Here is a 22,611-nt window from a genome sequence, read left to right as displayed (position 1 = left end):
CTAAATCACCGTACGGGAAAATTGATTGGATGCTGCACCCTCTTCTGACAGCCATGAACAGAACGCATTGAGCAAGGGGCGACCGTGGCCGCCAGGCGTTACGATATAGGCATAATCGACAGCATTCACATCGGGCCCATCAAATGCAAGAACCAGATTCTCTGCCGCCAGATCATCTGCAACAAGCGAAAGCGGAACCAGTGCCACGCCCAGCCCCTCTAAAGCCGCCTGCACCACGTAAAACATTTCATCAAATTTTAGAAAATCGGCCGAAGGAGGCTTCACGCAGCCGGCCTGCTCGAACCATTGCGTCCATACAGACTCATTACTCTTGGCTTCAATCAGCCGATGCTTTTTTATGTCTTCTGCACATAGTACCGGACAGGTCTCAAGTCGTTCCGGTGCACATACCGCAACGAGTTTGCCAGACAGAAACGCATGCGCCGACAGCTCTGACGCAGCTTTGGGGAGCCTTCTTATAACCACATCGAAATCGCTCAGCTTGAGGGAACGTATCCCTACGGTACTGGTAGTCAAGCGAATCTCCGCTTTACTGTGTCGACGCTGAAATACCGAGAGCCGAGGGATCAACCATTTCATCGTGAAGGTCGGTGGTGCGTTGACCAGCAACGTGTGATCACTGGGGCTCATTAAACTGTCCACGGTTGCGGACAAACGGTCAAACGCTGGCCCCACGCCAGAAAAAAGCGCTTGACCCTCATTTGTCAGTTCAATGGGTTGGCTGCGGCGAAATAGGCGCAGCCCGAGCAGAGACTCCAGCATGCCGATCTGACGGCTTACTGCGCCATGCGTCACCCCAAGCTCATCGGCCGCCAGACTAAAGCTTCGATGGCGCCCCACAGACTCAAAAGCACGCAAAGCGTTCAGTGGCAATGAACGACGATTCATAGGGCGCTCCATCAAATCAAAAACTGACTATAACTGGCGATGACACGATCAGCAATAAATGATATTACCTATAGGCTGGCGAAGGCCGGCCGCTTGTTGTCATTCTGATTCATATGTCCTGAATACAGGTCACAATGCCTCTTGTAGAACTCCATCGCGTGCTCTATCGGAGCACGCAACAATTCATGCTGATGATTATTTCTGAATGTCTTTTCGATGACTTGCGATTCTTTTGAAGCGGCATACCAGACTTTTAAAGCAATTCGATGCAATGGAAAGTTCACTCTTATTCGCACAGCCGATTGATTCTTGATCGTAGCGACGAAGTACTGCAAATCCGCATAATCCACGCGTACAGCGGTGTCAGGTTCTGAAAGACGATTTTCACAAATGGAAGCCATGATCAAGCATAGGCGATCAACCAACTAAAAAATCCGTGTAGTAAATCGGTTCACGTAATCCGCAAGGGTCGAGTCAATCGAAAACTCCTGAGAACACGAAAGTGTTTCGCCTGACCATACGTTTAATTAAAGACGAAACAAATCGAGATAAAGCGATCACGATTATATTTATACATTTTGTTACTATAATATATTATATAAAATACCTAATGCATGGCATAGTATAAAAAAAGGAGGACAACCATGAGTAGTAAAAAGGTATACGTAGATGCATCGAAGCACCGAAGAGCGGCAGCAGTGGTGGGCATTGGGCATACAAATTGGGGCCAGGATTGGACGCGAGTGCGCAACAGCGAAAAGCCTAACGATAGCTACGGCTACGCTGCTACTGCGCTAGTAAACGCATTGAACGACGCTGGGATTACCAAATCGGAGATTGACGGTTTAATCGTCGGACCGACCACCGCCTATGAACGAATGGCCGAAATTCTTGGCGTTGACCCAAAATGGGGGGATCAGGCAGATGCCGTATTGTCGGTAGCACAGGCGGTCATGGCGATCGAATCAGGGTTGGCGGAAACTATTGCCTTGGTATACGGAAACGACCAGCGCTCTGGACAGATCCAATACGGCGGACCGCAGGCTATGGGAGGAGACTCATTCCTTTCTTATATTTACCATGCCCCATGGGGACTGACCTCCCAGGGAGCACTTTATGCACTCACGTTCCAGGCCTATAAAAACGCAACCGGGTTTGGCGAGTCTGATCTCGCTCGCGTCGCAGTGGCGCAACGCGAATGGTCATCGCAGAATCCCAATGCAGTCATGCGCAAGCGCATAGAGGTCGAGAACTATCTTGAAGCGCCGTATATCTGTGAACCGCTGCGCCTGTATGACTATTGCATGATTAATGACGGCGGCGTCGCACTCATAGTGACCGCCGCAGAAAAAGCCAAAACGATGAAGCAAAAGCCCGTATATATCGATGGCTTGGGTCGCCGGGATTTAAACAGCAAAGCGACCAGCCTGGAACCCAGATTGACTGAGTTCTATCATCCTGCTCAGGAAGATTGCGCCAAACAGGCCTTCGCCATGGCCGGGATCGGCCCTGAAGACGTTGACATTCTGCAGGTTTATGACAGTTTCTCAGTACACATCCCCTTGGCCCTGGAAGGATATGGCTATTGCAGAAAAGGCGAAGCCGCAAAGTTTCTCGCAGAAAGCGGCGTCGGCCCGGGAGGCAAGCTTCCCGTCAATACAAGTGGCGGACATTTGTCGGAAAGCTATATGCAGGGATGGGCTCACCAGGTTGAGTCGGTGCGGCAGCTACGCGGCGAATGTGGAGATCGCCAAGTGCACGGCTGCAACTGGGTTCATTACACATCCGACGTTGCTGGTAAGGCTGTCTCCATTATTTATGGGAAATGATTATGACGAATGTTATTGCTCAAACGCCCCGTCCGGTTATGGGCCTGTACGATGAACCGCTATGGGAAAGCATCCGAAATGGCAACATGAAGTTACAACGCAGCCGCGACTCAGGGAAGTACCTGTATCCACCCGCCCCCGTATGCGATGAAACATTGTCATCCAATTTTGACTGGGTATCGATATCCGGCAAAGGAGAAATCCTGTCCTGGATCATCTTTCACCGCCAATATCTGGAAGCATACCCTGCACCGCACAATGTGATTGCTGTTCGTTTGGAAGAAGGTCCAGTTATAATCTCGAACTTGCAAGGCCGACAACCTGAAGCATCCTGGATTGGTCGTAAAGTCAGACTGGTCTACACGAAGATGCCTGACGGATTCGTGCTCCCCCGATTCGAGCTCTCCGACTAGGATTTTAATTTTTATGGATTACTCCCGCCCAATTCTGACTAAGCAAGATCAGGTTATCGAACAAATTCGCGAACAGATCATTGCAGGCGAATACAAGCGGGGAGAACGCCTCAGACAACAGGATATTGCAGACAGACTAGGGGTATCGATTACACCAGTACGGGAAGCGCTAAAAGCGCTCGAAATGGAGGGGTATGTGAAGGTATACCCAAACAAGGGTATCTACATTCCCGAACAATCCCGTACTGACGTCCTCGAAATCTACGAACTGCGATTGATGCTGGAGACATTTCTTGTGGAGCGAGCCATGGATAACATTCAGGATACCGACCTTCTGGAACTGACATCTCTGCATAAGCAATATGTCAACGCCTTGGAGGCCCGGGATTATATTGGGATTCGGACAACGAACGTTAAATTCCATTTCAGATTGTACGAACTTGGCAACAGCCCACAAACCTTGCAATTTGTCCGTGTGCTATGGGCCAAAACGCCATTTAACTTTCAGGACCTTGGCGAACCAGCCCGCTTTCATCAAATTCACGATGAACACAGTGAAATCCTGGAAAAAATACTTAATCACGACACGCCTGGCGTGGTCGAAAGCTTCAGGCAGCACCTTATAGCGGGCCGAAGACGGCTCTATGAAACACCCTGAGCATACTCAGCTAACCATTTAGCATAAAACCAAACAGGAGACAAAAATGATCGAGAATTTCTCTCGAGTGGGATTGTTGCGCGCTGCATTTGCGCTAACCACCATTCTTACACCACTGGCCCCCTCGCTAGCACAAGAAGGCGCCCCCGTGCGATTTGTTGTTCCATTTACTCCCGGTGGCGGAAACGACATTCTGGCACGCACTCTGGCACCTCATCTGGCGGAAAAACTTCATCGCAACGTCGTTGTTGAAAACAAGCCAGGCGCCGGCGGCAATATCGGTACTTCATTCGTTGCACATGCAAAACCGGACGGAAACACGATCCTTATAGCCGGGAGTCAAATTACAACCCAGCCGGCGTTGGGCATGAAAACTACATTCGATATTCAGAAAGACCTGGCACCCGTCGGAATGGTGGCCGAAGTTCCCATGATTTTTGTCGTTAATCCGACAATGCCCTACAAGACAATGGAAGAATTCATTCTTTACGCACGAAATCATCCAAACGACATCAACTACAGCAGCCCGGGTATCGGCGTCCCCCAACACCTGGCAGGCGAATTGTTGGCTGGACTGGCGAAAATTGATATCACACATGTTCCCTACCAAGGGACGGGCCCCTCCGTAGCCGATGTGATTGGGGGCCAGATCCAATCAACTTTCGGCTCCATGGGATCGGTTCTTCCTCAAATCCGGAATGGATCTCTGCGCGCCCTGGGCGTGGCCAGAAACAAACGCACTTCGGTGCTACCCGACGTCCCCGCATTCAGCGAAGTTAAAGACGGGGAAATGAGCCAATACAACGCTTCTCTGTGGTTCAGCATTATGGCGCCAGCCGGGACATCCAAGGCCAAAATTGACTCGTTAAATGCGGCGATCAATGACGCGTTAGATTCGCCAGACGTACAAAAAAAGCTGTCGGACCAAGGCTTTGAAATCAGCAAAAGCACACCGGAGGAGCTTGGCAAGATCATCGACGGCGATCTCGCTCTATGGCAAAAAGTCGCTGAAGACAACAAATTGTCCACAAAGTAATAATTCAACCGAATCAAAAGGCATGTATGTTTAGGAAAATTCTTGAAGGCGTCAAAGTACTTGACTTTACCCACGTCGGCGCTGGGCCAATGTGCACCATGTTGCTGGGGGACATGGGGGCAGAGATTATCAAGGTAGAACCTCCGGGGGGAGAACTTGGACGTAAGTTAGGTCCCGGCTGGATCGGTGAGGACTGCACGGCCTATTATGGTTTCAATCGCAACAAGCAGTCCATTGTGATTGACCTGAAGAAGGAACAAGGTCGCGATCTGGCTAGAGAACTTTGTGCAAATGCCCAAATCGTGGTTGAAAGCCTGAGGCCCGGTGTAATGGATCGACTGGGTCTTGGCTACGAACGGCTGGCCGAAGCCAAGCCGGATTTGATTTATTGTTCTATTTCGGCTTATGGCCAGTCAGGACCTTTTTCGGAACGCCCAGGCGTAGATGGAATCCTACAAGCAGACACCGGCCTAATGAGCCTGATTGGTCACCCCGATGCTCGAGAACCATGTAAGGTGCAGGCGCCTATCGTTGACGTCACCACGGGGTATGTCGCGTGCATGAGCATTCTTGCCAAGCTGCTGGACAAAACAAAAGTTGGAACGGGAGGCCATATTGACATCAGCCTGATGAATGCCGCTCTGGTGTTGCAGCAGACAACGTTGACAAACTTTTTTCATCAAAAAAGTTTACCGCAGCCCCTAGGTAGTGCGGCACCCTATTCTGCCCCCAATGAAGCCTTTGAAACTCAAGATGGTTGGATCATGGTCGCCGCGTATAACGGTGAACGCTGGGCCCGTTTGTGTGGCATCCTGGATATTTCCGAACTTGCGAATGATGAAAGACTAGCCCACTCGTCGTCACGAGTGGAGAACCGCCAGCTCATGCGGCAGATTCTTAATGACGCATTCCGCAAGAAAGAAACCGCATACTGGATGAACCAACTACGGAACGCAGACATTCTGTGTGCCAAAGTCGCGCAATATGCAGATGTTGAACTACATCCTCAAGCCATTCATAACAGTATTTTTACCAGTTTTGATCATCCTGAATTCGGCGCCATCAAAACAGTCGGGTTTCCAGTGAACAGCATGTCGTCAAATGCCGAACCGCACGATATGCCCCCCTCCTGTGGGCAGCACTCAAGGAAGATACTTGAAAAAAACGGATTTTCGACCGAGCAAATCCAAACCTTTTACACAGCGGACATTATCAAATAGCCGGATATCAAGGAAAAATGATGAGTTTACTTTATCAAGCCACGAACGCGGTTGGAGTTATCACATTGAATCGGCCAGAAGCGATGAACGCAATCGATCCTGAAACGTTAACGGAATTACGCGATTGCTGGATCAGAATTAGCCAGGACCCCAAATTGCGCTGCGTTATCCTGACCGCAGCTGGCACACGAGCCTTTTGCACGGGATCTGATCTGAAAAAAACAATGCCTCCAAAGGAAGGTATTGCGCAATTGACATTTGGCGCCGAGACCACACCGCATTTACTCGATGGAATGGACCTGGTGAAAATTCCCATTTTATGTGCTATCAATGGTTTTGCCATCGGTGGTGGACTGGAATTGGCTTTAGCTTGTGACCTGCGCATTGCAAGCCAGAATGCAAAATTCGGCCTGCCTGAAGTGTGCATTGGCAGCATTCCGGGCGGAGCCGGAACACAACGTCTGCCTAGAATCATTGGGCTTTCCAACGCCATGCATATGCTCCTGACTGGCACCATTGTGGACGCCAGCGAGGCGCATCGTGTCGGCTTGGTTAGTCATCTCGTGGACGAAGCCGAACTGATGTCGGAGGCGATAGCCGTGGCCAATCGCATTGCGGCGAATGCGCCACTTTCGGTCCGTGCAATTAAGAAACTGGTGGAAGAGGGAATGGATATGCCGTTGAACCATGCAATTGAACATGAGGCATTTGTATTTGGAATTCTTCGAGACAGTCATGACAGAATCGAAGGGCGCAAAGCATTTCAGGAAAAGCGCAAGCCAACTTTCGAGGGAAGATAAAATCAGGAGATCGTAATGAGCACATTATCTAAATGCTTCGGCATTGCAGAACAACACATTTTCGTCGAAAATCAATGGGTACTTGCAGACGGCAACACCATCGCCGTAAATAATCCCGTCGATGGAAAGAAAATCGGCCAGATCAATGAAACCTCGGTGCCCCAAGCGGATGCGGCGATCTCGGCTGCACTAAGGGCATTTCCAGCATGGTCGGCAACCCCGGCTCCCGAGCGCGCGCGTCATTTATATGCTTTTGCCGAGCAGATTGAGGCTCGCCTTGAGGAACTTGCCCTGCTTCTTACGCAAGAACAAGGAAAACCGCTAGCCGAAGCACGTGCGGAGGTTGCATTTGCCATCTCGTTTCTGCAGCACGCCGCCGAAGCCGCGCGTCGCCTAGAAGGAGAAATTCTGCCGGGGGATAACAGAGATGAGCATATTATGATCCACCGCGTTCCCTATGGGGTCGTTGCGGGGATTACCGCTTGGAATTTCCCTATTGCGCTGTTTACTAGAAAGGTTGGCCCCGCGTTGATTGCCGGAAACACAATTATCATCAAACCTCATGAACTCACTCCCTTAACAGCGCTCGCCCTTGCTGAAATCGCTCGACAAGCAGGCATTCCTGCCGGAGTCCTAAATGTTATTACCGGGACCGGCCGCACAGTTGGAGAGTACTTGGTCAGGCATCCCGACGTCAGACTTGTTTCCATGACGGGAAGCGTGAGGGCTGGTCGCGAGATTTATGCAGCGGCCAGTAATGACATAAAGCCTATCCGGCTGGAATTGGGAGGTAAAGCGCCGTTTATCGTAATGGCGGACGCTGATTTAGAGAAAGCAGTGCAAGCCGCAATTCAAGCGAAATTTATTAATGGCGGACAGGTTTGTACTGCGAACGATCGGATGTATGTCGACGAGGCAATTTACGACAAATTTGTAGAAAAATTTATTGAAGCTGTCAGCAATTTACGGACTGGGGATCCCATGGAACAAGTAGATTTAGGTCCTAGGGCCAGCCAGCATGAGGTGGGTAAGCTGCAAGAGATGCTAAATCGCGCATGTCGCTCTGGAGCGACGATGTTGCTCGACCTAAACGCGACTTCGACGCCCGCTCCATCACATGCAAACGGGAACTGGTTTTATCCCGCAGTGCTGGAAGTGGCATCAAATAAGCTGGAAATAATGCAGGAAGAAACCTTTGGACCCATAGCGCCCATCATGAAAATTTCTTCCCTGACAGAGGCGATCATGTATGCCAACCAAAGCAAATATGGCTTGTCCGCCTACGTGTTTACGCAAAATAACAGAAACATTATGCGTTGCCTTACGGAATTGGAGTTTGGCGAAATTTTTGTCAACCGTGGTGCTGGCGAAAGCGTACACGCCTTTCATGCCGGCTACAAACTCAGTGGCATTGGAGGAGAGGATGGTAAACATGGAATAGAAGGATATCTCAGAAAAAAAACGCTCTATAATAACTTCGCCGGTGGGAGACCTAACGAATCTTAATCTAACGTCCAACCGTGCAGTCGAGCTGTCGCGACCAGATGTTGATTTCGTTGCATACAACTTGCATTCACGGGAGCAAAGCAGCACGCGGACCGGTCAACCACCCTATCCGCGAGAGCGATACCGCGATCAGTTCGGATTATCAATAATGTCTAGTTCCTCGCCCAGCGAGCGATAAAGTTCGTACTGTTTTCCGATGAAGATTTTTGTTTCATGTCCAGAGGTGATACGTGGAATGGATCCGGTTCGCGCTGTCAGAGACTGCCACTGTTGATCCTTGCCGATGTTCTGCATGGCCCGTGCAAGCGCGGCTTGGATCTCCTGTGGTAAGTTTGGCGGCGCCAATACTGCACTCCAACCGACGATAGTTTCCATTTCGTCATATCCGAGCTCCCTGGCTGTTGGAACTTCCGGGAACTGATCCAGCCGTTTATCAGACGTAACCATCAACGCCCTTAACTCACCGGCCTTGATATGCGTCAGGAACGACCCGAGACTGCCGCAAGAGAACTGGGTTTGCCCTGCCATTAATGAAATGACCGCTTCTCCGGTACCCTTATACGGAATCTGGGTCGGCACATTTTGCGGCGACACCTTGAGCAAACTAAAGAGTTTTCTTGGTCCCATATCGTTAGTGGTCAGCCTCCCCGCAGTGCCATAGTTCAATGTTTTTCCGCGCTTTTTAATTTCCTGGGCCAGATCTTCGAAATTCTGATAGGACGACTTTGCGCTGACTACACAGCCGTAGGGGTTTACTTCGAGCAAACCAATAAAAGTGTAATTGTCCCAGTTGTAACGCGTATTGGTCGGCATAATTGCGGGCAGAATTGCCTGAGATCCTGTACGTCCCAATAATAACGTATAGCCGTCAGGCTGCGCAGAGATGACTTGCGACGATCCAAGTACGCCGCTGGCTCCAGGCTTGTTCAATACTACGACGGATTGCCCCAATGCCTTTGAAGCGGCCTGAGCAAACGAACGGGCTGCCAGATCAGCATCACCTCCAGCACTGAACGGCGAAACGATTGTAATGGGACGATCCGGATAAGCGGCCAGTACAACCGAAAAACATGAGAAGCTGAAAACAACTAGAAATTGCAGCGTCCGCTGCGCCATTTTTTTAATGGTCAACATATATCTGTCTCCTTCGCTATTGCTTAATTTAAAGATTAGTATTGAATTAGCAATTGATCTCCTTACGATGCTTCATCCAATACCATTACGCAATCCACTGCGATCGGACCCGACTGCCCGACTCGGATAGGATTCAAGTCGAGCTCTATCAGCCGTGGCATCGCCACGGCCCAGCGTGACAGCACTGACAGCATACTTGCCACGGCAGAACGATCAATGCCCTTTTGCCCACGAACACCGTCTAGTAGCGCGCTCATACGCAACTGCTCGAGCATGCACAGTCCTTCGTTGGTATCGAAAGGCGCACGTCGGAACACCACATCTTTCATCACCTCGATCATGGTGCCGCCGGTTCCCACCATGATCATCATGCCAAATACGGGATCGCGTTTCGCCCCAACGACGAGCTCAATATGCCCTTCAGCCATGGGCTGAACCAGGATCCCGCTGATTCTTGCAGCGGGAAAACTGCGCGCGACGTTCGACAGCAATACTGACGCTCCTCGCCGCACCGCCTCCTCACTATCAAGATTCAGTACGACACCGCCCACCTCCGTCTTGTGTGTGACATCGGGCGACTCAATTTTCAAGACGACTGCCTGTCTGAATGTTTTCCATGCATCCACAGCTTCATCTGCATTCTGAACAAGTGTGATCGGCGACATCGGGATTCCTGCTCTAGCGAGCCAGGCCGAGGCATATTCGGTTGGCACCACACCCGTCAAACGCGACTCGGGTACAGGCGAAGCAGCCTCGATTCTGACAAAACCACTCGATCGATACCTCTCTACGTTTGCATGAAATCGTGCCATCATGGCGGCGGCTTCTACCGCTCTTTCGCCAGCGCCATAGACGGCTATGCCAAGCTGACGAAGCTTTACCCGCGCCTGCAGAGGGGCGGCTACCCAGCAAACCAGGAAGGGCTTCTCGGTGCGACTTTGTATTTCCTCGAAAATGGAAACCAAGGCGTCAACATGGGCTGTCATAAGCTGAAGCCAGACGATACCCACATGAATATCGACATCGTCCAAAAGAGTAATAACGGCTTCGCGCAGTAACTCCGGCCGAGCGACGAACTGACCTGTAACATCGACCGGATTGTTGACTGCGCCAAAGCTTGGCAAAAACTGTCCCAAACGCTGTTGTGTCGCTTTCGAGATAGAGGACACACGTAAACCAACCTCTTCGGCGCGGTCAGCCATCATGACACCAGCCCCGCCTGACTGGGTAGCAATCCCAAGCCCCGTGCCGAGACACCGACGCGGCTGTATCAACGCTTCCAACATATCCAGCATCTGCTCTTCATTGCGGGCTCGCAACACGCCATACTGTGATATCACGGCATCAAAAACTGCATCTTCGACCGCAAGGGAGCCTGTGTGCGACGCTGCGGCACGAGCCCCGGCACCCATACGCCCCACCTTTGTCAGAACGAGTGGCTTATTAAGCTCGAGACAACGCTCTGCCAGACGAACCAAGCTCTCTCCATTCACGAGCCCTTCGAGATATCCGGCAACAACTGTGATTCGCGGATCTTCAACCACGGCTAGCGCAAGTTCAGCAAATACCAGATCGGCTTCGTTACCGGTGTTGATGAAATACCCCAGACCAAGGTCCTGTTCGCGTATTAATGCCGCGATGGCTGTACCAAAGGCCCCCGATTGCGTAACAAACCCAACCGGGCCGGCTCCTGTATCGCCATCGGCATATTGACTGAACGTCGCGTAGACATTCTCAAACGCGTTAATAAAGCCCAGGCAATTGGGTCCACACAGTAGTACGCCCGCTCGCTGTGCGGCATCAGTCAATGACGCTTCAAGAAGCTGCCCTTCTTTCCCCATTTCTCCGAATCCAGAGCTAAAAACAACGGCTGCTGCCACACCGCGTTCACCAAGGGACTCTATAACGGCAATGACGTCGGCTGCCGGGACCGCGACAATAGCAATATCCACGCCGCTTGGCAGGCTTTCTATATCTGGGTAACATGCTAAACCCTTGATTTCACGGTACTTCGGGTTAACTGGAAGAATCTGTCCGCGATATCCCTTTTCAAGTAGATGTTTCAGCGGCCGACCGTTCACTTTGTCAAGATTAGCCGACGCTCCAATAATTGCAATCGACTCTGGATGCAACAGGCGATGAATGGCCTCGACTCGGGATAATTTTGAAAAATGTGTCTGCACTTCGAACTGTGGTAGATTCATATCAGGCCTCAAAAAAACACAAAGAAGGGTTCACCGGCGCGCTTGTCCAGCACTAAGCAAAAAGGGTATTCTGGATGACGGACAGCGAGGAAATTACGAAAAAGCGGCAATCCCAGTTTGAGCACGCCCCAACACCAAAGCATGGATGTCATGGGTACCTTCAAGGGTATTGACGGTTTCCAGATTCAATAAATGACGCATGACATGAAACTCGTCCGATATCCCGTTTCCTCCATGCATATCTCGAGCGTTTCGGGCAATATCTAGCGCCTTGCCCGCACAATTTCGCTTCAGCAGTGAAATCATATATGGGCTCGCTTTGCCGCAGTCCCGCAAACTGCTGAGTTGAAAACAGCCCAGGAGGCCGAGCGTAATTTCAGTCTGCATATCAGCCAGTTTTTTCTGAATCAACTGATTGGCAGCCAGAGGACGTCCAAATTGCCTACGGTCAAGCGTATATTGACGAGCGGCATGCCAGCAAAACTCGGCTGCCCCCATAGCCCCCCAACAAATACCAAAACGGGCGTTATTTAGACAGGAAAACGGAGCGCCGATGCCTTTGGCCGCAGGAAGACAGTGAGATTCGGGCACAAAGACATCATCCATGATGATTTGGCCCGTAGGCGAGGCGCGTACCGACAGCTTGCCCTCGATTTTTGGTGTTTCCAGTCCTGGCATACCACGCTCCAAAATGAAGCCGCGAATTTCCTTTTTATCGTCCTTGGACCATACGATCATCACATCAGCGATGGGAGCATGGGTAATCCACGTTTTGGTTCCGGATAAACGCCAGCCTCCCTGGACGGATCTTGCACGGGAAGACATTGAGCTAGGATCTGAGCCATGATCTGGCTCAGTCAAGCCGAAGCATCCCAACAATTCAGCTTTGGCCATTGCAGGAAGGTATCGCTCTCTTTGCTCCTGGCTGCCAAACAGATAAATCGGCATCATTGACAAGGTACTTTGTACCCCGAGCGCAGAACGATATGCGGTGTCCACGCGTTCGAACTCGCGTGCAATTAGACCGTAGCCCACAGATCCAATACCCGCGCAGCCAAACCCCTGGATAGTGGCCCCGAGAAAGCCGAGCTCGGCCATTTCCTTCATTACGGAAGTATCGAAAGTTTCGTTCCTGTTCGCCATCAGAATCCGGGGCATCAGGCGTTCTTGTGCATACACACGTGCACTATCCCTTATCATCCTCTCTTCGTCGGTAAGCAGATCATCCAGACAAAGAGGATCTTCCCAGTTATATGCGACTTGCTGCATGGCAGCCTTGTGCAGCGTTTTGTCATCGGGCTTGGCGTATTCCATGTCAACGCACCAGATGAAATTTTGGAACACCGGCTTCATCACTGATTGACTCGAAATGCATACCCACACGTTGTCCGATACTTATCTCGTCTGCCGCGCAATCAATAACCTGACCGTATAACCTCGCATTATCATCCAGATCGATCAGGCATAGAATGATAGGCAATTCATCTTTCCAGCCGGGATAATTCATTGCGACCGATCGTGAAACGGTATATGAGTACACGGTTCCGGTGGGCTGCGCATCTGTCCAATGCAATTCACGCGATCCGCACTCAATGCACCACGGTTTGGGGAAGAAATTGAACGTGCTACAACGCTCGCATTTTTGCAATACTAAACGTCCTTCTTTGGCAGCAGTCCAGAAAGGACGCGTCTGATCCGTCAACTCCGGAAGCGGTTTATGAAGTCTGGCTTTCGTCATGATATATATTCTCCTTAACCTTCGTTACCAAGCACAATGGATATGCAGCTTCGGCCAGGCCGGCCATAAGGTATCCCGCCAAAACCACATGCCGCCCCTATTTGGGCGCCCTTGACCTGACGCTCGCCGGCATCCCCGCGCAATTGCATCACAGCTTCGATCAAAGGCATAAATCCACCAATCGCGCCGCCCGGCTGCCCTCCAGATAGTTGCCCGCCATCAGTTGATAACGGAAAATCCCCATCAAAGCGCAGGTCGTGATCGTCGATAAAACTGCCTCCTTCGCCTTTTTTGCAAAAGCCCCAATCCTCGATGGTCATCATTGATATAAACGGATAGTCGTCGTAAGGTTGAAAAAAATCGAGATCAGAAGGAGAGATCCCAGCCATTTTCAAAGCCTGCGGCCCAGACGCAGCAAATCCGGTTGTCGTGATGTCCGGTAACGAACGCGAGCCGTGATAAAAATTATTCATTTCTGCGAAACCACGCAGCCAGACGGGTTTGTCAGACAGCTTGCGCGCCGTTTCGCCTGATGTGACAACATACGCCAGGCCTCCATTGACAATTGGTACGCAATCGAGCAGCCGCATCGGATCGGACAACATGCGCGATTCCATGTACTCTTCGATCGTGAACGGCTCGCGATAGATTGCTCCGGGATGCAATGAAGCATGGAAGCGGTTATTAACAGCGATTTTTCCGAGCGTTTCGAACTTCAGCCCGGGAAACTGATGTCGATAACGGCTCAATACAAGGCCAAACTGTGCGGTCGCTCCCATTACCCCGAACGGGCCTTGAAAGTCCCAGTACACCCCGCGGGTACGTTCCGGCGATAGCGGCAGGCCAGGCGCGGCCGACGGGATACTCAGGGGGGTGTCGGCGCCAACCACCAGCACTCTATCGACAATACCCTCACGAATCATTGCTGCCGCCCGTATCAGCATTGAAGTTGCCGAAGCGCCTCCCTGATCAGCGCGCAACAAAAGTTGCGGACTGATCCCAAGCGTTTCGGCTGTCGCCGCGGACCAATTCACGGTGTGCGCAGCCTCAGCATGCGCAACTCCTAAACCTTGGCCGTCAAAATCGTTTTTGGTCAAACCCGCTTGCTGTAAAGCCAGATCCGCAGCCCAAGCAATATATTCGTCCACCGTATAATGTGTCTCGCCCGGCTTGGCGCGGCTATAAGGCGTCCGACCAGTACCAATGATTGCAACATCCTGCACCATAAAATATCTCTCCTTCCACGTGGTAATCCTGTATTAACGACCAATAAAACGTGGCTCGCGCCTTTCTATAAAAGCGCGCATGCCTTCTTTCTGGTCAGCTGTATCGAATAACTGTTCGAATGCGCGACGTTCAAGTTGCAAGCCGGTTGCCAGCGCGGCGTCTGCACCGGCCAGCGTGACTTCCTTGATACGGCGTATTGCAATCGGAGGACGCGATGCGATTTGGCGCGCCCGATCAATTGCATAGGCGTCGAGTTGGTCATCGTCCACGACCTCGCTCGCTAATCCGATAGCAGCCGCCTCTTCCGCGCCAATAGATTCTCCGGTAAGAATCAGATGCATTGCTCGCCAGTAGCCCAATGCACGAACAAGGCGCTGTGTAGCTCCGCCGCCCGGCATGATTCCAACGTTAACTTCAGGCTGTCCAAAGCGGGCGCTGCGCCCCGCGATAATAATGTCGGCATGTTGCGCCAACTCACATCCTCCGCCCAACGCCGGGCCCGCCACTGCTGCAATTACTGGTTTGTGAAAACCTGCAATCGTCTTCCAGAACTCCAGTACAGACAACTGTGACACCGCCAATGGTCCCATTTGCGACACCTCTTTGAGGTCAGCTCCGGCTGCGAAGCAGTTTTGGCTACCTCGCAATACTACAGTTCTGACAGAGTCATCCTCTTGCAAAAGAGTGAATGTCTTTTTCAACGCCTGCCGAAGCGCATTATTGAGCGCATTTCGCGCATCAGGCCGATTAAGGGTGATGCGGGCGACCCCTTCGACCGGACAATCCAGCAACACTAGACTTTCCGTTTCCTTACCATTCTTCATCTTCATCTCCTGGTGACCGTTCAAAATATTGTTGTACACTTCGCTATATTCGGCTACTTTATATTGTCAATACTCATTATTCTTAAATTAAATATTCAGTATGAATCTGCGATCACTTGACCTCAACCTGCTGCTGGTGTTTGACGCTATTTATACGGATCGAAGTATTTCAAAGGCAGCACGACGGCTTCATTTGTCCCAACCGACTGTCAGCAACGCTCTGTCACGACTTCGCGAGCGATTGGACGATCCCCTGTTTGAGCGCACAGCACAAGGCATGATTCCGACACCGCGCGCAAAAATCCTGTCTGACCCGATACGCCAAGCGCTGGTCATTCTGGAAAGAGGCTTACGTGGAAATGATGATTTTGATTTTGCGAGCGCAGAACGGCACTTTGTCATTGTTGTCGAAGGCTACGGGGAAGCCGTCGTTTTGCCACGCTTTATAGATTGGCTCGATAAAGTAGCGCCTCGTATCTGCTTCCAAATTCGGCCGATATCCAGCATGGATTTGGAGACTGAACTCAGAGAAGGCACTGTTGACCTGAGCTTGAATTACTTTCCGATAGACAGCCCTGGGGTGCGAAACACCTGTGTGCTCACCGAATCACTGATTTCGCTCACCAGAGAAGACCATCCTCTGGTGACAGGCAAAGTAAATCTAGATATGTTTCTTGCATTAAGGCATGTCGTATTGGCACACGATACAAAATCCCGTCCAATGATTGATCTGGCGCTTGCAAAACGGGGTTACAGCAGAAAAGTGGCAGTCCTGGTTCCGCATTTCCTGTCGATGCCTCTCATGATCCAAAGCAGCGATATGATCGCTACCCTACCCGCGCGAATGGGACAGCTCTATTCTGATAATTTTCGGCTTAGAATGCATCCGGTCCCGCTGCGAATTCCGCAATTTCCGATCTATTTATCATGGCATCAGAACGCGGATGACGATGCTGGCCATCGCTGGATTCGCCAGCGATTGGCTGATTTCTGTCAGCGATTGTAGCAAGGCCGATTCCCTTCTTTATAAGCGGCGGTTCTTCTGCTCACACGTCATCGAGTGCTTTGAAGCCATGACAAAACAACACAAGTGCTTATGAAAACGCGGGCGACATGGCGTCCCGTAGTAGACGAAAAACCCGAAACTTTTGCCGCACCCGATCCTCAGCGTTAAGTTGAGCCTCTGTTAGCCCCAAACGCACGTTCGCGATCAACTCTCAGACCTTAACGCTTCGTTACGCCAATTACGCCTCGCCCCAACTACACATCAGGTTGATCACGAGCAGCAGCGACTGGCCTCGTTCCCAAAGGTTGTACTCGACTTTTGGTGGGATTTGTGGATACTCCTTGGGAATAACCAACCCGTCATGCTCCATTTCCTTGAGCGTGCCGCTCAGCGCCTTGTATGAAATCGTCCCGATCCAGCGCTGCAGTTCATTGAATCTGAGCACCGGCTTGTATTCGGATAACCAACACATGATCCACTGAATAAATTCCAGCCTTTCGTCAGCAAACCATATCACACACGTCTTCGCCCATTCAACGCTCAATAATGACCGCTAGCCCCGCAGCCTTCAGCCTCTCGGTGACCGCAAGCACGGCATCCTCGAGCTCATCCTCACCCGCAGCAGCAAACAGGACGCCTTCTCCGTCTACGGCGGGCGCAATCAAAATCCGTGCATCTGCTGGAAAGTCGAGACGGCGCCAGTCTCGCGCGCGTCTTAAGTGGTTCGTACTCTCGTGGGAAAGGGTATCATCACGCAGCACCAGTGCAGCCTGATCCTGCAAATGCCAATTTTGGTAAAACATCTCGGTTGCAGCATATGGCGTTTTTGCAGTCGCAACACTCACAGGCCAAGAATGAAGCAAGCGCTCGACGATTCTCCTGCCGAACCAGGTCCGGGGCGCCGGATGGATCGTCAGGCCATCTCGGAGGTTTACGTTAAAAAACAGCCGAAACGCGAGCGTGCCGGTCGCTACCGCAGTTTCTGTGACCGCCCGCATAATCGGTTCCGGAACGCCTTCGTCAATGGGGAGCGGCAGGACCGTCCAGGTAAGCAAGGCCGCGGCGCTATTGGCCGGCCGCAAGTTCGCAGTCTGCTTGCTGGCCTCGCCCCACTTGTAAAGAATTTGGACACAAATGTCCGGACTCTCGGTCATCACGCCTCCATAAATTCTCACCGCACACTGCTTGCAAATGGCGTCAGAACGGCCATTACCACGCTGCAACCCACATTAACTGGCGATACCCTGCTCCTGGCGCTGGATCAGACGCGCATAAATGCCATACTGGGCAAGCAATGCATCGTGCGTCCCCTGTTCAACCAATTTTCCATCATCCAGAACCAGTATCTGATCAGCCTCGCGAATAGTCGACAGCCGGTGTGCGATGATCAGGGTGGTGCGCTTGCGCATGAGCAAAGTCAGCGCATCTCGTACTTGCATTTCACTCAGGCTATCCAAATGCGACGTTGCCTCATCCAATATCAAAATGGGCGCGTTCTTCAAAAAGGCACGTGCGATGGCGATACGTTGCCGTTGGCCGCCCGACAGCTGCGTACCGCGTTCACCAACAAGCGTGTCCAGCCCCTGCGGCAACGATGCGACGAACGCAGATAGCGCTGCAGATGCCAGCGCTTCGCGTACCTGGGCTTCACTTGCTTGCGGACGAGCCAAACGGATGTTTGCAGCCAGCGTGTCGTTGAACAAATAAGTGTCCTGTGTGACCAGGGCGACATGCTCTCTTAGATTGCCCAGTTCGAGCCGGCGAATATCGGTGCCATCGAGCCGAATCGCTCCCTCATTGACATCCCAAAAACGCAGCAGCAAGCTGGCAACCGTGCTTTTGCCTGCGCCGGACGCCCCAACCAGCGCCGTGGTGGTGCCGGACGGCAGGGAGAAAGAAAGATTATCCAGAACATGGCTTGCTACCGGCGTATACCTGAATGCCACATTATCGAAATCAATCGATAGCCCTTGCGGCGTTGGCACGAGCCGCCCCGGGCCGTCGCTGACAGGAACGGGCTCCTGATGCACCACATGCAGCCGTCGGCTGGCAGCCACGGTATCGGCTAACTGGCGACTTACCTGTGATATTTCGGATACAGGCAGGAACGTTGCGATCGCCACGAGCACCAGCAATGGGACCATGGTCGGATCAAGCGCGCCGGCATTAGCCAGCAAGGCACCGGTAACTGCAACGGCCAATCCACCTAGCCCCATTGCCACCTCGAACCAGGCGCTTTGCGCCGATAGATCATTCAGAATGGCCTGCCTTTGGTGACTGTATGATTGTGCAATATCCAGGAACTGCGTGCGCCGGCGTGCCGTTGCCTGAAAGGCAGTCAGATCGGTCATTCCCTGGATGGTGTCGGTCAGGTGCGCACTCATTTGACCAAGGGACTGGCGGGCCTGCTCCCCCAGCGCATCAATCCTTTGTCTGCTGCGCACCGGAGAGACCAGCGCATAGGCAAGAAAAGGCAGCAAGGCCAACGCGATCGGCCAGCTATAGACTGCCAGAAATCCCAATACTGTGGCAGGCACAAGTACCGATACTATCGCTGGCGCGATGGTATGGGCATAAAAGTACTCAATCATTTCCACATCCTGTGTAGCCAGTGATACCAGATCCCCCGAGCGTCGTTCCAGCAGATACGCCGGCGCAAGCTGCTCGAGCTTGTCGTACAAATCGATGCGCATGTTGGCCAGCAATTTATAGGCCATTGCATGCGCAAGCCAGGACTCCAGCCAGTGAAATAATGCTGCCAGCGGCGCAATCACCAGCAATGCTGTGATCAGCATCTGCGTTGGCTGGCCATTGCGCAGGGCGGCTACAACAAGGGCACTGACCGCGCCCACGCCAATAAAAGCGGCGACCCGCGCCACACCAAGCAAAATGGTTGCGATCAGCGTCAGGCGCCAGGGCCTGACGACCGACAGCAGCGTAGCCAGTACATCTGACCATCCCACCTGAGCAGCATCTTCATCCAGTGACCGCGCTTCGGCGCCGCTGGCGCGCTTTGGTGTTGTCACCGGGTCAGCTTGCGTCTCGGCCTCTTCCGAGACCTGGCTGACACTGGTCTGCTCCCGCATCAATCGATAATACAGCCCCTCTTCCTGCATCAATGCCTTGTGGGTTCCGGACTCGACAATCCGCCCATGTTCCAGAACCAGGATTCTATCGGCATTAATCACACTGGCCAGACGGTGCGCCAGGATCAGCGTGGTTCTTCCCGCCATCAGCCGGTCCAGCGCTTCCTGGATCAGAAATTCATTCTGTGAGTCGACCGATGACAGCGCTTCGTCCAGGATAAGGATCGGCGCGTCTCGCAACAGCGCACGGGCGATACCGACACGCTGCCGCTGCCCACCTGACAGTTGCAGTCCACGATCGCCCACCTGGGTCTGGTAACCATCGGGCAAAGCCATAATGAATGTGTCGATATTAGCCGACCGCGCCGCTGCGCGCACCTGCTCCGGGGTGGCATCGGGGCGACCCAAACGAATATTCTCGTCCAGGGTGCCATGAAACAGCGTGATATCCTGACTGACCAATGCAATGCGCGATAGCAACGCCTCTTCGGAGAGATCACGGATGTCATATCCACCGAGATATATGTGCCCACTCTGCGGTGTCACTTCACGCAACAGCAATCGGACAATGGTGGATTTACCGGCACCGCTGGGGCCGACCACACCAATACGCTGTCCGGCGGATATGTCGAAGCTTAGCCCACTGTGTGCGACGCGCTCGGGCTGGTACGCAAATGTCACATTATCAAATCGAATACGCGGTTCCAGATCCTTCGGTGCTATTGACCGTTCTGATGCCGTGTTAACGCGACGCGCGTCGTTAAGCGCGTGAATACTGGCCGCTGCGGACTGTCCAAGCATCCCCTGATGCAGTACCGAGCGCAGGTCGCGTAGCGGACGGAAAATCTCGGTACCCGCCATCAGGACAATCAGAAGCGCTTCCAGGCTCATCTGGCCCTGCGCCACCCGGCCCGCACCCAATGCAATGGCAATCGCCGCACCCAAGGCAACCCCAAGGTCGCTCATACCTCGCGTAAGTACGCTAACCGACAAGACCCAGAATGTCTTATCTGACAACTGCCGTGCTCGTTCAGCCAGTCGCAGGCCAAAGCTTTTACCTTGGCCAAATGCTTTCAGCGTAGGCAAGCCTTGCATGGCGTCCAGAAAATCTTCTCCGAACGCCCTGAGTGCCTGCGAACGCTCGCGGCTGGCACGCCGATCCAGCGCATGCACGGCAGCGGGAGCTAGTAATGAGAAAAGCGCCGCAACCAGTAGCACGGAGGCCGTTGGGACGTCCCAGAACGCAATGACGGCGAAGATAGCAATTGGTGCAATGAGCGAAATGGCGACCTGGGGCAAATAGCGACCAAAAAAGGTCTGCAATTGCTCTACGCCATCAATGACGCTCAACATGACCCCGCCAGTACGCTGGCTACCAAGCCAGGCTGGCCCCAAATCAACAATGCGATCATAGAGGCCTGCACGTAAAGTCAATTGAATCCTGGCTGCAGACCGGTTAGCTTCTATCGTACGCAGATGATCAAGCCCGGCTCGCAACAGTACCATGGCAACCGCACACAACGCCGGCGCCAACCATTGCTGCCAAGGTTGCTGATCGAACACGCGGGACAATAACTGGCCCAGGAAAACGTAACGGGCGATACCCGCCAGCAAGGCCAGCAGGCCGAGCAACACCCCGCTCATCATGCGGGTGCGCAAGCCCGCGGTCATCAGCCACAAGCGATAGTCAAAGTACATAGCCACTCCTCTTCAGATCCCGCTATCTTACTGACAGAGCAGACCAAAGACAATCGATTGTGACCAGCTGGGACTATGCAACCGCGGCTTGCGTGCAGCCGGTAATCAAAATAACAGGCAATCCTTGCCTGGAAAATTGGTACGGCTATGACGAGGATCAAAGGTATGTCACATTTTGGCTCGCGCAAGAAGGTCCCGCGACAAGGTTTGGAGACTTTTGTTTTCGGAGAGGACGGGATGCAATCTTTGCCGGTCAGCAAGTGGATATTTTTGAAACGCTTTGAGCACTGTCGTGATATCCAATAGCAAATCGATGGACATCCCATATTTAAATAAATTACAGAAACGGCACATCGCTCCTGATACTCCGGATTATAGAGCTGATATTTATATGAGCCCGGGCTTTATTTCAATCTCTGCCATGTCTTCTATGGTAAGGGCAATGGCAGTGTGGTCCATGTCACCACGCCCACCGTCCACGCCATACTGCCAAAGTTTCTGAACGGCGGAGGAAACCCAGACAGGCGAGTTTACACTGTGAGCCATATCAACAGCGATACCGACATCCTTAGCCATCAGTGCCATGGAAAATCCGGGCTTGAACGCTCTGGAAAGTACCTGTTGCGGAAATTTCGTTTCGCTTGCTGCGCTACGTCCGCTACCGGAATTCACCACGTCCAGCAGTTTTTGCGCATCGACGCCCATTTTCACTCCCAATGCCAACGCTTCGGACGTGATAGCAAGTGTCGTGGCGGTAATGAGATTATTCAGCGCCTTCGCGGTGTGTCCCGCGCCTATCCGCCCAACATGGATAATCTGCGTACCGATCAAGTCAAGGATTGGCTTGGCCCGTTCCACAGTTTGCTCATTTCCGCCAACCATGATGGTGAGCGTACCATTTTCCGCCTTTTGAACGCCACCGCTTACTGGCGCGTCGATCATCATTACATCTTGCCGAGATAGAGCCGCCGCGATTTCCTGGGTAACCTCAGGTATCGAAGTTGTCATTTCAATCAGCACCGTCCCTGGTCGCATACCAGTGGATAACCCCTCTGTTCCCAATACAACCTGCCTAACGATGTCGGCATTGGGAAGAACAGTTAGAATGATGTTATGCACTGCGCCAAGTAAAGCGAGCGTTTCATAGGGTTTTGCCCCCAGTGACTCGAACGTCTTCAGTACTTCCTTGTTGGTATCATATACGCCGACTTCATGTCCCAGCTGCAATAACCGTTTGGCGATGCGTCCCCCCATGTTTCCTAAGCCCACAACTGCGATGTTTTTTTTCATGATTTTTTCCTGTAATCGATTCATTGCAATACC

19 protein-coding genes are annotated in these 22,611 nt (G+C 52.3%); 8 read left to right on the top strand and 11 right to left on the bottom strand.

The features are described 5' to 3' along the window. A complete protein-coding gene (locus CAP48_RS09160; protein ID WP_161495225.1) occupies positions 1 to 909 on the bottom strand; it encodes a LysR substrate-binding domain-containing protein in 909 nt (302 codons plus the stop codon). Between the two features lie 644 nt (positions 910 to 1,553). On the opposite strand from CAP48_RS09160, the gene CAP48_RS09150 reads away from it, so the two are divergent. The 7 genes from CAP48_RS09150 to CAP48_RS09120 are packed head-to-tail and all read left to right on the top strand — an operon-like array spanning position 1,554 to position 8,371. Then, positions 1,554 to 2,738: a thiolase family protein gene (locus CAP48_RS09150; protein ID WP_100695754.1), complete on the top strand. Its 1,185-nt coding sequence runs from the start codon at positions 1,554 to 1,556 to the stop codon at positions 2,736 to 2,738. A 2-nt stretch (positions 2,739 to 2,740) separates the two neighbouring features. Then, positions 2,741 to 3,151, top strand: a complete 411-nt coding sequence (locus CAP48_RS09145) for a Zn-ribbon domain-containing OB-fold protein (protein WP_100695751.1) — start codon at positions 2,741 to 2,743, stop codon at positions 3,149 to 3,151. A 13-nt stretch (positions 3,152 to 3,164) separates the two neighbouring features. Further along, on the top strand, positions 3,165 to 3,809 hold the full coding sequence (locus tag CAP48_RS09140) for a GntR family transcriptional regulator (RefSeq protein ID WP_100695749.1): 645 nt from the start codon (positions 3,165 to 3,167) through the stop codon (positions 3,807 to 3,809). A gap of 46 nt (positions 3,810 to 3,855) precedes the next feature. After that, complete coding sequence (locus CAP48_RS09135) at positions 3,856 to 4,845, top strand: tripartite tricarboxylate transporter substrate binding protein (protein ID WP_100695747.1); 990 nt, start codon at positions 3,856 to 3,858, stop codon at positions 4,843 to 4,845. Between the two features lie 26 nt (positions 4,846 to 4,871). Further along, positions 4,872 to 6,065 carry a CaiB/BaiF CoA-transferase family protein gene (locus CAP48_RS09130; protein ID WP_100695745.1) on the top strand — a complete coding sequence of 398 codons (1,194 nt, stop codon included), beginning with the start codon at positions 4,872 to 4,874 and terminating at the stop codon, positions 6,063 to 6,065. Between the two features lie 20 nt (positions 6,066 to 6,085). Then, the gene (locus CAP48_RS09125; RefSeq protein ID WP_100695743.1) at positions 6,086 to 6,865 is read left to right on the top strand and encodes an enoyl-CoA hydratase/isomerase family protein; all 780 of its coding nucleotides are present in this window, start codon (positions 6,086 to 6,088) and stop codon (positions 6,863 to 6,865) included. Positions 6,866 to 6,880: 15 nt separating this feature from the next. After that, positions 6,881 to 8,371, top strand: a complete 1,491-nt coding sequence (locus CAP48_RS09120) for an aldehyde dehydrogenase family protein (RefSeq protein WP_100695742.1) — start codon at positions 6,881 to 6,883, stop codon at positions 8,369 to 8,371. A 129-nt stretch (positions 8,372 to 8,500) separates the two neighbouring features. Here CAP48_RS09120 and CAP48_RS09115 read toward each other — a convergent pair whose 3' ends face one another. The 6 genes from CAP48_RS09115 to CAP48_RS09090 form a co-directional block, all read right to left on the bottom strand. Further along, on the bottom strand, positions 8,501 to 9,505 hold the full coding sequence (locus tag CAP48_RS09115) for a tripartite tricarboxylate transporter substrate binding protein (protein ID WP_100695740.1): 1,005 nt from the start codon (positions 9,503 to 9,505) through the stop codon (positions 8,501 to 8,503). A gap of 62 nt (positions 9,506 to 9,567) precedes the next feature. Continuing rightward, entirely contained in the window at positions 9,568 to 11,709 is a 2,142-nt protein-coding gene (locus CAP48_RS09110; RefSeq protein WP_100695738.1) for an acetate--CoA ligase family protein, read from the bottom strand. A 93-nt stretch (positions 11,710 to 11,802) separates the two neighbouring features. Beyond that, positions 11,803 to 12,978, bottom strand: a complete 1,176-nt coding sequence (locus CAP48_RS09105) for an acyl-CoA dehydrogenase (RefSeq protein ID WP_100696748.1) — start codon at positions 12,976 to 12,978, stop codon at positions 11,803 to 11,805. A 46-nt stretch (positions 12,979 to 13,024) separates the two neighbouring features. After that, positions 13,025 to 13,447 carry a Zn-ribbon domain-containing OB-fold protein gene (locus CAP48_RS09100; RefSeq protein WP_100695736.1) on the bottom strand — a complete coding sequence of 141 codons (423 nt, stop codon included), beginning with the start codon at positions 13,445 to 13,447 and terminating at the stop codon, positions 13,025 to 13,027. Positions 13,448 to 13,461: 14 nt separating this feature from the next. Next, a complete protein-coding gene (locus CAP48_RS09095; protein WP_100695734.1) occupies positions 13,462 to 14,673 on the bottom strand; it encodes a thiolase family protein in 1,212 nt (403 codons plus the stop codon). A 33-nt stretch (positions 14,674 to 14,706) separates the two neighbouring features. Further along, the gene (locus CAP48_RS09090) at positions 14,707 to 15,498 is read right to left on the bottom strand and encodes an enoyl-CoA hydratase-related protein (protein WP_100695732.1); all 792 of its coding nucleotides are present in this window, start codon (positions 15,496 to 15,498) and stop codon (positions 14,707 to 14,709) included. Between the two features lie 100 nt (positions 15,499 to 15,598). On the opposite strand from CAP48_RS09090, the gene CAP48_RS09085 reads away from it, so the two are divergent. Continuing rightward, positions 15,599 to 16,504, top strand: coding sequence for a LysR family transcriptional regulator (locus tag CAP48_RS09085; RefSeq protein ID WP_100695730.1), 906 nt, complete (start codon positions 15,599 to 15,601; stop codon positions 16,502 to 16,504). A gap of 238 nt (positions 16,505 to 16,742) precedes the next feature. On the opposite strand, the gene CAP48_RS09080 is transcribed toward CAP48_RS09085, so the two are convergent. From CAP48_RS09080 to CAP48_RS09060, 4 genes are all read right to left on the bottom strand, one after another. Beyond that, positions 16,743 to 17,021: a helix-turn-helix domain-containing protein gene (locus CAP48_RS09080; protein ID WP_242444372.1), complete on the bottom strand. Its 279-nt coding sequence runs from the start codon at positions 17,019 to 17,021 to the stop codon at positions 16,743 to 16,745. A gap of 16 nt (positions 17,022 to 17,037) precedes the next feature. Further along, positions 17,038 to 17,658 (bottom strand): hypothetical protein, encoded by a 621-nt coding sequence (locus CAP48_RS09075; RefSeq protein WP_100695728.1) that lies wholly within the window; start codon positions 17,656 to 17,658, stop codon positions 17,038 to 17,040. 75 nt (positions 17,659 to 17,733) lie between these two features. Then, positions 17,734 to 21,288 carry an ABC transporter ATP-binding protein gene (locus tag CAP48_RS09070; protein ID WP_100695726.1) on the bottom strand — a complete coding sequence of 1,185 codons (3,555 nt, stop codon included), beginning with the start codon at positions 21,286 to 21,288 and terminating at the stop codon, positions 17,734 to 17,736. 387 nt (positions 21,289 to 21,675) lie between these two features. Continuing rightward, on the bottom strand, positions 21,676 to 22,602 hold the full coding sequence (locus CAP48_RS09060; RefSeq protein WP_100695722.1) for an NAD(P)-dependent oxidoreductase: 927 nt from the start codon (positions 22,600 to 22,602) through the stop codon (positions 21,676 to 21,678). Positions 22,603 to 22,611: the final 9 nt, after the last annotated feature.

Origin of the sequence: Advenella sp. S44 (assembly GCF_002810445.1) — a bacterium.
Lineage (GTDB): Bacteria > Pseudomonadota > Gammaproteobacteria > Burkholderiales > Burkholderiaceae_B > Advenella.
The sequence above is the reverse complement of the archived record's forward strand: the minus strand, read 5'-3'. Positions and strand labels throughout refer to the sequence as shown.